12 protein-coding genes are annotated in these 12,171 nt (G+C 59.5%); 3 read left to right on the forward strand and 9 right to left on the reverse strand.

Annotated features, from left to right (window positions below; all coding sequences use genetic code 11):
• Window positions 1-47: 47 nt before the first annotated feature.
• The 4 genes from arfA to leuS form a co-directional block, all read right to left on the reverse strand.
• Entirely contained in the window at window positions 48-212 is a 165-nt protein-coding gene (gene arfA / locus MO767_RS08855) for an alternative ribosome rescue factor ArfA (RefSeq protein ID WP_003176285.1), read from the reverse strand.
• A gap of 113 nt (window positions 213-325) precedes the next feature.
• Window positions 326-1,363: a DNA polymerase III subunit delta gene (gene holA / locus MO767_RS08860; RefSeq protein ID WP_282480181.1), complete on the reverse strand. Its 1,038-nt coding sequence runs from the start codon at window positions 1,361-1,363 to the stop codon at window positions 326-328.
• A gap of 39 nt (window positions 1,364-1,402) precedes the next feature.
• The gene (lptE, locus tag MO767_RS08865; RefSeq protein WP_282480182.1) at window positions 1,403-2,008 is read right to left on the reverse strand and encodes an LPS assembly lipoprotein LptE; all 606 of its coding nucleotides are present in this window, start codon (window positions 2,006-2,008) and stop codon (window positions 1,403-1,405) included.
• An 88-nt stretch (window positions 2,009-2,096) separates the two neighbouring features.
• Window positions 2,097-4,703 (reverse strand): leucine--tRNA ligase, encoded by a 2,607-nt coding sequence (gene leuS, locus MO767_RS08870; protein ID WP_282480183.1) that lies wholly within the window; start codon window positions 4,701-4,703, stop codon window positions 2,097-2,099.
• A 279-nt stretch (window positions 4,704-4,982) separates the two neighbouring features.
• On the opposite strand from leuS, the gene MO767_RS08875 reads away from it, so the two are divergent.
• Both MO767_RS08875 and MO767_RS08880 read left to right on the forward strand, forming a co-directional pair.
• Window positions 4,983-5,303, forward strand: coding sequence for a hypothetical protein (locus MO767_RS08875; protein ID WP_282480184.1), 321 nt, complete (start codon window positions 4,983-4,985; stop codon window positions 5,301-5,303).
• Window positions 5,304-5,411: 108 nt separating this feature from the next.
• Window positions 5,412-6,173 carry a YdcF family protein gene (locus MO767_RS08880; RefSeq protein ID WP_282480185.1) on the forward strand — a complete coding sequence of 254 codons (762 nt, stop codon included), beginning with the start codon at window positions 5,412-5,414 and terminating at the stop codon, window positions 6,171-6,173.
• A 41-nt stretch (window positions 6,174-6,214) separates the two neighbouring features.
• Here the strand turns inward: MO767_RS08880 and lnt are convergent, their stop codons facing one another.
• The 5 genes from lnt to miaB form a co-directional block, all read right to left on the reverse strand.
• Window positions 6,215-7,738, reverse strand: coding sequence for an apolipoprotein N-acyltransferase (lnt, locus tag MO767_RS08885; protein WP_282480186.1), 1,524 nt, complete (start codon window positions 7,736-7,738; stop codon window positions 6,215-6,217).
• Window positions 7,739-7,746: 8 nt separating this feature from the next.
• The gene (locus MO767_RS08890) at window positions 7,747-8,586 is read right to left on the reverse strand and encodes an HlyC/CorC family transporter (RefSeq protein WP_008152854.1); all 840 of its coding nucleotides are present in this window, start codon (window positions 8,584-8,586) and stop codon (window positions 7,747-7,749) included.
• A 5-nt stretch (window positions 8,587-8,591) separates the two neighbouring features.
• Window positions 8,592-9,086 (reverse strand): rRNA maturation RNase YbeY, encoded by a 495-nt coding sequence (gene ybeY / locus MO767_RS08895; protein ID WP_282480187.1) that lies wholly within the window; start codon window positions 9,084-9,086, stop codon window positions 8,592-8,594.
• Window positions 9,079-10,083 carry a PhoH family protein gene (locus MO767_RS08900; protein ID WP_282480188.1) on the reverse strand — a complete coding sequence of 335 codons (1,005 nt, stop codon included), beginning with the start codon at window positions 10,081-10,083 and terminating at the stop codon, window positions 9,079-9,081. Before MO767_RS08900 ends, ybeY begins: the two co-directional genes overlap by 8 nt.
• Before the next feature lie 206 nt (window positions 10,084-10,289).
• Entirely contained in the window at window positions 10,290-11,618 is a 1,329-nt protein-coding gene (miaB, locus tag MO767_RS08905; protein ID WP_282480302.1) for a tRNA (N6-isopentenyl adenosine(37)-C2)-methylthiotransferase MiaB, read from the reverse strand.
• Between the two features lie 134 nt (window positions 11,619-11,752).
• Between miaB and MO767_RS08910 the strand changes: the two genes are divergently transcribed.
• Window positions 11,753-12,082, forward strand: coding sequence for a DUF1820 family protein (locus tag MO767_RS08910; protein WP_007894425.1), 330 nt, complete (start codon window positions 11,753-11,755; stop codon window positions 12,080-12,082).
• Window positions 12,083-12,171 lie beyond the last annotated feature (89 nt).

The raw sequence follows: 12,171 nt of genomic DNA on the forward strand, positions 1-12,171 counted from the left end.
ATACGAATCAGGTGCAGACCTTAACATGTTGAGCGAGCGCTTGCCTTTCAGGCCGCCAGAAAGTAAGAAGCCTCCCAGCTATTAGACTGGAAGGCTTCGCGGCGGTAGCTGCCTTTGCCCTTGCCGGCTCGTTCCTGACGGCTGCGGAACAGTGGCTGGGCGATGATGGATTTGGCCTTGTTCGGGCCATGCTTCGATGGCTTTTTGCTCATGATGATTTCTCGCAAGTGAGTGGGCTTTGCGGGGCAAATCATCGGCCGAAGCTGGGGATCTGTCTATAGGACAGTTGGATGTGTGTTGTGTAGGAAAGCAGGATCTTTTGATCTTATTCAGCGGGCAAAGACAATCTCTGCCCGGCCATCAGCAACGACAACCGACTCAAACTCATCCACGGCGAACCGGCCGCCTGGCCTTTGATCTGCGCATCGATACGCTGGGCCTCGAGCAACAACTGCGCCCAGCGTTGCGCCGAGTAGCGTTGCAGGGCTTTGCTCATCAGTGGTTTGCGTTTGTCCCAGACCGGAGGTCGGGCAGAGCTGAAGGCTTTGTCCAGTGGCACGCCCTGGCTATATTGCAGTGACAGGTTGGCCAGCAGGCGCAGCTCCCGGGCCAGCGCCCAGAGAATCACGGGTGGTTCGACGCCTTCTCCGCGCAGGCCTTCGAGCATGCGCAGGGCATGAGCTGCTTCACCATTGAGAATCGCATCGGTCAGGCCAAAGACATCGAAGCGCGCACTGTCGGCCACCGCCGCTTGCACGGTATCAACGGTGATCTGACCACCTTCGGCCATCAGTTTGAGCTTTTCGATTTCCTGGGCAGCCGCGAGCAGGTTGCCTTCGACCCGTGCGGCGATCAGTTCGACGGCGTCCTGGCTGGCGGAAAGCCCGGCCTGGGACAACCGTTGACGGATCCAGCTCGGCAACTGGTTGGCCTCTATCGGCCAGATTTGCACGAACTGAGTCTGCTGACCTTCGACCAGCGCCTTGCCCCACTTGGTTTTCTGCGCACTGCCATCAAGTTTCGGCAGGCTGATCAGCAACACCGCGTCTTCGGCGGGCCTTGAGCAGTACTCGATAAACGCGGCAGCGCCTTTGTCACCGGGTTTGCCGGACGGCAGACGCAGTTCCAGCAGGCGTTTTTCGGCGAACAGCGACATGCTCGCGCCGGCTTGCAGCAACGTTCCCCAGTCGAAACTGGCGTCGGCGGCGAAGACCTGGCGCTCGTCGAATCCCTGTTGGCGGGCGGCGGCACGAATGGCGTCGGCGGCCTCCTGACACAGCAGTGGGTCATCGCCACTGATGATGTAGACCGGCGCGAGAGCACCTTGCAGGTGTTTGGCGAGTTGGGCGGGGGCGAGTTTCATAGGCCAGGGCGAACGGGGCGCCTGAGCGCCCCGTAAGTCTTACTGCTGCGGCAGTTGGATTGGCGACTGACGCGGAGTGTTCGCTTCAGCCTTCTGTGCCGCTTCCAGGGCCGCGGCTTCAGCCTTGGCACGGGCTTCGGCGGTCTGTTGCAACTGATCCAGCTGGGCAGGCGTGAGCTGTTGCAGGCGCAGCATCATCCGTTGAACCAACTCACGATGCGTGTCTTTGCGCGCATCACTGGCTTCCTGGTCGGAACCCACCAGGTTGTTGCCGTCGTGCATGAAGACCTTCTGCACTTCGAGCTTGTCGCTCAGCAGCGACAGATCGTGCCCACCACGGATATCGTAGTTCAGCACTGTAGTCACCTGATACTCGCCAGTGCGACCGGCACCTGCGTAGCTGAGGATGCGCTGGGTTTCCTGCTCATCGGTCAGCACCAGCTTGTAAGGCGCACCGCTGTAGACCTTGACGCCGCTGCTTTCGAGTACCTGGCGCAGTTGAGTCACGGTTTCGCCGTAGGCGTTACGGGCACTCAGGTCGAGTTCCTTGATCGCCAGTTCGGTGGTGCCGGTGCCACGCAGCTGGAAACCGCAGGCGCTCAACAGGACCGCAAGGCCCATCACCAGCAAATTGCGTTTGATCATCTTGTTGCTCCCCTTGAAACCATGTGGGCCGATCTTGCGGCCCGAAAGGTTTTACTCGGCGCCAGGCATGACCTGGCGCCTGATCCAATTAGCTGGCGACGATATTGACCAGTTTCCCGGGCACTACGATCACTTTACGAATGGTCAGACCGTCAACAAAGCGCAGCACGTTCTCGTTGGCCCGTGCGGCGGCTTCGACTTCTTCGCGGCTGGCGCTGGCGGGCATTTCGATGTGGCCGCGCAGCTTGCCGTTGACCTGGATGACCAGTTGCAGGCTGTCCTGCACCAACGCGCTTTCATCCAGCACCGGCCAAGCGGCGTCGATCACCGGGGCAGCGTGACCCAGTTGATTCCACAACTCGTGGCTGATGTGCGGCGTGATCGGAGCCAGCAGCAGAGTCACGGTTTCCAGACCTTCGTGAACCAGCGCGCGATCCTGTTCGGAGCCTTGCGGGGCTTTTTCCAGCACGTTCATCAGCGTCATCACCTGGGCGATGGCGGTGTTGAATTTGTGGTTCTGGCCGACGTCGTGGCTGGCCTGCTTGATGGCCTGGTGGATCGAACGGCGAATCACTTTCTGCTCGTCATTCAGGCTGGCGACATCCAGTTTGCCCGGCAGGCCCTGAGTGACGTGGGCTTGAGCCAGGCGCCAGACGCGCTTGAGGAAGCGGTGCGAACCTTCCACTCCGGAGTCGGACCATTCCGCGCTCATGTCAGGTGGCGAGGCGAACATCATGAACAGGCGGCAGGTGTCTGCACCGAACTGGTCAATCATCGACTGTGGGTCAACGCCGTTGTTCTTCGACTTGGCCATCTTCTCGGTGCCGCCGATTTCCACCGGCAGGCCGTCTGCGATTAGCTTGGCGCTAATTACTTTGGCTTTGCTGTCGCGTTCGAGTTCGACGTCCGCCGGGTTGAACCAGGTGTAAGCACCATTGGCTTCGCGACGATAGTAAGTCTCGGCGATCACCATGCCCTGGGTCAGCAGGTTCTTGAACGGTTCGTTGGAGCTCACCAGGCCTTCGTCACGCATCAGCTTGTGGAAGAAGCGCGCGTACAGCAGGTGAAGAATGGCGTGTTCGATGCCGCCGATGTACTGATCAACCGGCAGCCAATGGTCAGCTGCGGATTTTTCCACCAGACCGCCTTCATAGTGCGGCGAGGCGTAGCGGGCGTAGTACCACGAGGACTCGACGAAGGTGTCCATGGTGTCGGTTTCACGCTTTGCAGGCTGGCCGCATTTCGGGCAGCTGCACTCGTAGAACTCGGGCATGCGCGCCAATGGCGAACCGGCGCCATCCGGCACGACGTCTTCCGGCAATACGACTGGCAACTGATCTTCCGGGACCGGGACATCACCGCAGGTGTTGCAGTGGATGATCGGGATCGGGCAGCCCCAGTAGCGCTGACGGCTGATGCCCCAGTCGCGCAGGCGGAACTGGGTGCGCGAGGCGCCAAGGTTCTTCTTGATCAGCGCGACTTCAATGGCGTCGAACGCGCCTTCGAAGTCCAGGCCGTCGAACTCGCCGGAGTTGATCAGAGTGCCGTGTTCGCCATAAGCGTCTTGCCATGGCGACGGGTTGGTGTCGCCGGAGCTGGTGCGCACTACCGACTTGATTGGCAGGTTGTACTTGGTGGCGAACTCGAAATCACGTTCGTCGTGCGCCGGAACGGCCATTACAGCGCCATCGCCGTAGTGCATCAGCACGTAGTTGGCGACCCACACCGGAAGCTTCTCACCGGTCAGTGGATGCTCGACGAACAGCGAAGTCGGCAGGCCTTTTTTCTCTTGGGTGGCGACGTCGGCTTCGGCGACGCTGCCGCCCTTGCATTCAGCGATGAACGCTTGCAGCTCAGGGTTGTTCTGCGCGGCCAGGGCTGCCAAATGGTGTTCGGCGGCTACAGCAACGTAGGTCGCGCCCATCAGGGTGTCCGGACGGGTAGTGAAAACTTTCAGTACGCCGCTTTCGCCGATGGAATCGACGTTGTACGGGAACTGCACTTCCATGCCGCGGGATTTGCCGATCCAGTTGCGCTGCATGGTCTTGACCTGTTCAGGCCAGCCAGTCAGTTCGTCGAGGCTCTCCAGCAGCTCATCTGCGTAAGCGGTGATCTTGAAGTAGTACATCGGAATTTCGCGCTTTTCGATCAGCGCGCCGGAACGCCAGCCGCGACCGTCGATCACCTGTTCGTTGGCCAGAACGGTCTGATCGACCGGGTCCCAGTTCACGGTGCCGCTTTTTTTGTAAATCACGCCTTTTTCGAACAGGCGAGTGAACAGCCATTGTTCCCAGCGGTAGTAATCAGGCTTGCAGGTGGTGACTTCGCGGGACCAGTCCACCGCGAGGCCCAGGCTGCGCAGCTGGGCTTTCATGTAGGCGATGTTTTCGTAGGTCCACTTGGCGGGCGCTACGTTGTTCTTCATCGCGGCGTTTTCCGCCGGCATGCCGAAGGCGTCCCAACCCATGGGTTGCAGGACGTTCTTGCCTTGCATGCGCTGGTAGCGGGAGATCACGTCGCCGATGGTGTAGTTGCGCACGTGCCCCATGTGTAGCTTGCCGCTGGGGTAAGGGAACATCGACAGGCAGTAGAAAGTCTCCTTGCCTGGCTGTTCGCTGACTTCAAAGGACTTTTGCTCGTCCCAGAACGACTGGGCGGCGGCTTCGATTTCACGGGGCTGATATTGTTCGTGCATGGCTACTTTTGAACTGAATAGGGGTGGCCTAATCCTCTTCAATGCAACGCTGGACGGTGATCACGCCAAATCGGCGTTTCGGTGCCCAGACGAGCTGGAAGTGGAGTTACAGGAAGCGCCGTAGCATACATGACCGCACTCTACCGAGGGAAACCCTGATTACTGCTGCGGGTCGCCCAAAAACCGCTGCGAGGGCCGTTGGTCGCAGCGCTCAGCCGGTTTGATGATGGAAGCTAAGCTCTAATTGGGGAGTAAGTCTTATCTTCAATGAGGTGAGGGATGGTTGAGTCACGGCGAAAAGTTACAAAACCGGAGCTGTACGAAAGACTGATCGATCGTCTGGGAATGGCCCTGGACGCGGCAAAAACCGCTGACCGGTTACGCGATGAACGTCCACTGGAACTGGAATTGCGTGGCTTGAGCCCCGCAGAGTTTGCACTGGTCAAGGCGTATCTCGATCGCAGTGAACGTGAGACACACGGATGCTTGTCAGAAGCAGTGAAGCAACTCGACGCACCACGTTCGGCCAAGATCATCTGGCTCAAGGACAAGGTTCCCGGCAGGGACGCGGTAAAGGTCCGGTCTTTGCAATTCAAGTAAGGACACTGGAAGTAATGTCTTATGTATTTGTGAAGCATAGTCCTTCCGTATTTGTTGTCGCATTGCGTCAACCCACTTAGGCTTCGGGCATCTTTTTGGAGATGCTCGATGCCTTTTCGATATTTCGTTAAACAACTCCTGTTGCCGCCCGGCATTCTTTTGCTGCTGTTGGTGCTTGCCTGGTGGTTGCGCCGCTCAAGACCGCGTCTTGCCGGATTCTGCTTTGCGTTGGGCGTGGGCGGCTTCTGGCTGATGAGCTTGCCGGTGGTGGTGCAGTGGGGCGCCAAGGCGCTGGAAAGTGAAGTGCCGCTGTCCCGCGATGAATGGGCAACGCTGAGTCAGCGCGCCGATGCGATCGTGGTGCTCGGTTCGGGGCGGGAGCGGGGCGATCCGGCATGGGGCGCTGACCAGCCAACGGGCGTGGGCCTGGAGCGCGAGCGCTATGCGGCGCGGCTGGCCAAGGCCTCCGGTTTGCCGATTCTGACCAGCGGAGGCCTGCATTACGGCACCCCGCCGACCGAAGCGAAGTTGATGGCGGACTCGTTGCTCGATGATTTCGGCGTGGCCGTGCGTTGGCAGGAAGGGCGCAGCCGCACGACCCGGGAGAACGCGCAGTTCAGCGCCGAGGTGTTGTTGCCGGAAGGGGTCAAACGCGTGGTCGTCGTGACTCAGGCCTGGCACATGCCGCGAGCAGTCTGGAGTTTCAAAAAGGCAGGTTTTGAAGTGGTGCCAGCGCCGGTGGGGTTTTTAGGTGTGGACAACGCCCGGCCACTGGGTGGCTGGATGCCGGAATTCAAGTCGATCTGGCAGAGCGGGCAGTTGTTGAATGAGGCGGTGGGGCAGGTCGGTTACTCAATGTTTTACCGCTGACCTGTGGCGAGGGGATAAATCCCCTCGCCACAAAAGCTGAATTAAACAGTCTTGGCCATCCGGCTTGCGATCAGCGCCCAGCCAAACAGCAACACGCAAACAATAATCAGCGGCCACGAGCGCCATTGTAGATAGGGCGTCAGGTTGTGCATTGGCACTACTTCACCGTACAGAATGCCGCGCTCGAACTGCGGGATCTGCACGGTGATCTGGCCGAACGGGTTGATCAAACCGGTCACGCCGTTGTTGGTGGCGCGGATCATCCAACGACCAGCCTCCAGTGCGCGCATCTGCGCCATCTGTAAATGTTGCAGCGGGCCGATGGACGTGCCGAACCAGGTGTCATTGCTGATGGTCAGCAGCAGATCGCTACGCGCTGCGAGGCCGGCGGCAAATTCCGGGTAAACCACTTCGTAGCAGATAAACGGCGCAATTTGATAACCCTTGGCCTGCAGCATCGGCTGATCATCCGGGCCACGGGCAAAGTCCGACATCGGCAGATCGAAGAAAGCGATCAGCCCGCGCAGCACGTCCTGCAACGGCACGTATTCGCCAAACGGCACCAGCTTCTGTTTGAGGTAAGTGCCATCGCCCTCGCCCACGACGGTGATGCCGTTGTAGAAACGCTTCTGGTGATGGACTTCCTCGCGGATCGGTACACCGGTAATCAGTGCGGACTTACGCTCTGCAGCGAAGCTTCCCATCATGTTCAGGTAGCCCTCGGCGGACTCCTTGAGCACCGGGATGGCCGTTTCCGGCCAGATCAGCAAGTCGACCCGTTTCGAGCTGAAACTCATGTCGCGGTACAGCGCCAACTGCGCATTGAGCTGCGCCGGGTCCCACTTCATGCTCTGTTCGATGTTGCCCTGAATCGCCGCGACACTCAGCGGATCACCCGCCGGGGTGGTCCAGGCGTGTTCCTTGAGCGCCATGCCGGCCACCCAAGGGCCGACCAGTAGCAACACACCCGCGGCGATGAAACCTTTGCGGCCGGTGCGCACCAGACGCAAAGCGTTATAAATCAGCGCGGCCGTCAGGGCCAGGGTGAAGGAAATCAGCCACATTCCGCCGAGTGGCGCGAGCCCGGCCAACGGGCCGTCGAGCTGGCTGTAGCCGGAATAAAGCCAGGGGAAACCGGTCAGGAACCAGCCGCGAAAGGCTTCCTGGCCGACCCACAACGCCGCAAACGCCAGGGCATCAGCCAGCGGCACTTCGTTACGGCGCAGCCAGCGCGCCCAGATCCAGGCGGGCAGGGCGAAGAACCAGGCAATCGCCGCCGTGAAGATCAGCATCAGGAAGCCGGCCAGCAGCACCGAAGCGCCACCGAAGTGGTGAATGCTGTAGTAGATCCAACTTGTGCCAGCGCCAAACAGGCCGAAGCCGAAACACCAGCCACGGCCCAGGGCCTGACGTGGGTTCAGCTCGCGTAAGCCGGCATAGAAGAAACCGACCGCCAGCAACGCCAATGGCCAGATATCGAACGGCCCCAGGGCCAGGGTGGTGAGTGCACCGGCCGCCACGGCCAGCAGGTTACCGGGCCAGCCGGGGCGGGTTACGCGGAGCATGTCAATCCTTAACGGGCAATGGGCGTCAGGCGAAGCAAGTGAATCCGACGGCTGTCGGCGTTCAGGATGCGGAAGCGATAAGGGCCGATTTCAGTGATTTCGTTGCGTTTTGGCAGGTGCCCGAACGCGCTCATCACCAGACCACCGACGGTGTCGAATTCGTCATCGGAGAATTGGCTGTCGAAGAACTCGTTAAAGTTCTCGATCGGCGTCAGGGCCTTGATCAGGAAATCACCGCTGGGCAGCGGCTTGATGTAGCTGTCTTCTTCGACGTCATGCTCGTCTTCGATGTCGCCGACGATTTGTTCCAGCACGTCTTCGATGGTCACCAGACCTGCCACACCGCCGTATTCGTCAATGACGATGGCCATGTGGTTGTGGTTGGCGCGGAACTCGCGCAGCAGCACATTCAGACGCTTGGACTCGGGCACGAAGGTGGCCGGGCGCAGCAGGTCCTTGATGTTGAAGCTGTCGCCGTTCTCCTTGAGGATCAACGGCAGCAAGTCCTTGGCCAGCAACACGCCCATCACGTCATCGTGGCTTTCGCCGATCACCGGGTAGCGGGAGTGGGCCGAGTCGACCACGGCAGGCAGGAACTCGCGGGGTGTCTGGGTCGCCTTGATGCTGATCATCTGCGAGCGCGGGACCATGATGTCCCGAACTTGCAGGTCAGCGACCTGGATGGCGCCTTCGACGATGGCCAGCGCTTCGCTGTCCAGCAACTTGTTTTGGTGTGCATCGCGCAGCAGCTCCAGCAGCTCCTGGCGGTTCTTCGGCTCGTGGGCAAAAGCCTGGGTGAGCTTACCCAGCCATGACTTTTGCCCGTTGCTCGATCGATCTTCGCTCATAGCGATTACTCTGAATCCTTTGTTGTAACGATAGGGGATGCGTCTGTTTCGTCGTCCGCATACGGGTCGGGAAAGCCCAACTCTGCAAGCAACGTTCGTTCCAGTGCTTCCATTTCTTCGGCTTCATCGTCATCTATATGGTCGTAACCCAACAGATGCAAGCAGCCGTGAATGACCAGATGAGCCCAATGGGCCTTGAGTGCCTTGCCTTGTTCGGCGGCTTCGCGCTCGACCACCGCCACGCAGATCACCAGATCGCCCAGCAGCGGGATGTCTAGAAATTCGTCAGGCACATCGGCAGGAAACGACAAGACGTTAGTGGCGTAATCCTTTTGCCGCCAGGTGTGGTTCAGCTCGCGAGCTTCTTCTTCATCGACCAGGCGAATGGTCATTTCCGAATCGGCGGTGCGTTGGCGCAGGGCCAGCTCACACCATCGGCGGAACTCGGCTTCGCTTGGGGCAGGCGCTTCGGTAGCCAGTTGTAGATCAAGCTCAAGCATCGCGGCGGCTGTCCTTTGGGGCTTCATCGGTCACGCGATTCTCGAAGCGCTCGTAGGCTTCGACGATGCGTTGCACCAGTGGATGGCGCACAACGTCCTTGGGTTTGAAATGGGTGAAGCTGATTCCCGGCACATCTTTCAGCACTTCGATCACATGGTGCAGGCCGGACTTGGTGCCTTTCGGCAGGTCGACCTGGGTGATGTCACCGGTGATGACCGCGGTAGAGCCGAAGCCGATCCGGGTCAGGAACATCTTCATCTGCTCGACGGTGGTGTTCTGGCTTTCGTCGAGGATGATGAAACTGTTGTTCAAGGTGCGACCGCGCATGTAGGCCAGCGGCGCAACTTCGATCACTTGGCGCTCGATCAGCTTGGCGACGTGTTCGAAACCGAGCATTTCGTAGAGTGCGTCGTAGAGCGGGCGCAGGTACGGGTCGATCTTCTGCGACAGGTCGCCGGGCAGGAAGCCGAGCTTTTCGCCCGCTTCAACCGCAGGACGCACCAGCAGGATGCGGCGAATCTGCTCGCGTTCCAGCGCGTCTACCGCGCAAGCAACGGCCAGATAGGTCTTGCCGGTACCGGCCGGGCCGATGCCGAAGTTGATGTCGTTACCGAGGATTTCCTTCACGTAGCGCAACTGATTCAAGCCGCGAGGGCGAATCATGCCTTTTTTGGTGCGCAGGGCGACGGAGGGTTCGGAGGGGGAGACGTTGTCCAGCTCTTCGACGGCCGATTCCTGCAGGAACAGGTGAACCATGTCCGGCGACAGCTCGGTACCCTTGGTTTCCCGGTACAGGCGGCGCAGAAGGTTTTCCGCGGAGGTGGTGTGTTTGGGCTCGCCGATCAGTTCGAACTGGTTTCCGCGGTTGCGGATCTCGATGGTCAGGCGCTGTTCGATCAAGCGCAGATGCTCGTCGAATTGTCCGCACAGATTGGCGAAGCGGCGAGCTTCAAAAGGCTCGAGGATAAAACGATGTGGTTCGATGGGTGCGTTCAAGGTCGTATTTAGCCGCCCTGGGGCAATTAAGATGAAATCAAGGATAACGCCAGTGGCCTGGGTGCGAAAGCTCTTAAATATTCCAGCGCCAAACACCGTCCCTTGTGGGAGCGAGCTTGCTCGCGATGGCGGCATGACAGACGACTTATATGTTGAATGTCAGACCGTAATCGCGAGCAAGCTCGCTCCCACAGGGGAATGCGGTGTTACTGGATCAGCGAACCCCGCAGCGAGTGTGGCTGAGCCGCATCAATGTGCACATCGGCAAACTGGCCAATCAGCGTCGGGTTGTCGCAGCGGAAATTGACGATGCGGTTATTCTCGGTCCGGCCTTGCAGTTCGCCAGGGTCTTTTTTCGAATAATCGGTCACCAGGATCCGCTGGATCGAACCGACCATTTGTCGGCTGATCTCGAAGCCTTGCTGGTTCAAGCGATGTTGCAGGGCGTTCAGGCGTTCTTTTTTCAGCTCTTCCGGCGTTTCGTCGGCCAGATCGGCAGCTGGAGTGCCCGGGCGCTGGCTATAGACGAACGAGTAGGAGAAGTCGAAACCGACGTCTTCGATCAGCTTCATGGTCTGTTCGAAGTCTTTTTCTGTCTCGCCGGGGAAGCCAACGATGAAATCCGAGCTGATGCAAATACCCGGCACGGCAGCACGCAGCTTGCGCAGTTTCGATTTGTATTCCAGCGCGGTGTGGTTGCGCTTCATCGCCGCCAGGATTCGGTCCGAGCCCGATTGCACCGGCAAGTGCAGGTGTTTGACCAGTTCCGGCACGTCGGCATGGGCCTGGATCAGGCTATCGGAGAACTCTAGCGGGTGTGAAGTGGTGTAGCGGATGCGGTCGATGCCATCGACGGCGGCGACGACGCGGATCAGTTCGGCCAGGTCAGCCAAGCGACCGTCATGAGTGGTCCCGCGATAGCCATTGACGTTCTGCCCCAGCAGGGTCACTTCGCGCACGCCGTTTTCGGCCAGGTGGATGATCTCGGCGATCACGTCATTGAAGGGGCGGCTGACTTCTTCGCCGCGGGTGTAAGGCACCACGCAGAACGTGCAGTACTTGCTGCAGCCTTCCATGACCGACACGTAGGCGCTTGGGCCATCGATGCGCGGCTCGGGCAAGTGGTCGAATTTTTCGATTTCCGGAAACGAGACGTCGACTTGCGGCAGCTTGGTAGCGCGGGCGGCGTCGATCATTTCCGGCAGGCGGTGCAGGGTCTGCGGACCGAAGACCACGTCCACGTAAGGGGCGCGGTCGCGAATTGCAGCGCCTTCCTGGCTGGCCACGCAGCCGCCAACGGCGATGACCATGTCCGGGTTGGCCAGTTTCAACTCGCGCCAGCGGCCGAGTTGGGAATACACCCGGTCCTGGGCGCGTTCGCGGATCGAGCAGGTATTGAGCAGGATCACGTCGGCATCTTCAGCGCGAGCGGTGACTTCCAGGGCCTGATGTTCGCCCAGCAGATCGACCATGCGCGAGCTGTCGTACTCGTTCATCTGGCAACCGTGGGTTTCGATGTAAAGCTTCTTGGCCATGGACAGAGTCATCACGTGATTCAAAGAACCGCGCATTATAGGGAACATGTCCCAAGGTTCCTACCGCTGTGCGTCCGGCGGCTATGCTATAGTTCGCGCCCTCATTTTTATCCCCGATGTGTTGCTCGCCCACCATGACCAAACGTGAAGCTCCAATCTACAAGGTGATTTTCCTCAACCAGGGCCAGGTGTACGAAATGTATGCCAAGCAGATTTATCAAAGTGATCTGTGGGGCTTCCTGGAAGTGGAAGAGTTCGTCTTTGGCGAGCGCACGCAAGTGGTCGTCGATCCGAGCGAAGAGAAGCTCAAGGCTCAGTTCGAAGGCGTTGTGCGCAGCTTTGTGCCGATGCATTCGATCGTGCGGATCGACGAAGTAGAGCGCCTTGGCACGCCGAAAATCAGCGAAGCCCGCGGCGCGGTCGGCAATGTCATGCCGTTTCCGATGCCGATGCCTGAGAAGTAAGCCTCAAGACCTAGTCGCCCCCAATCGCGAGCAAGCTCGCTCCCACAATGAATCTCTGGTGTTCACAAATATTGTGTTCACAGAAGATC

This window comes from Pseudomonas sp. UYIF39, from assembly GCF_029963765.1.
GTDB lineage: Bacteria > Pseudomonadota > Gammaproteobacteria > Pseudomonadales > Pseudomonadaceae > Aquipseudomonas.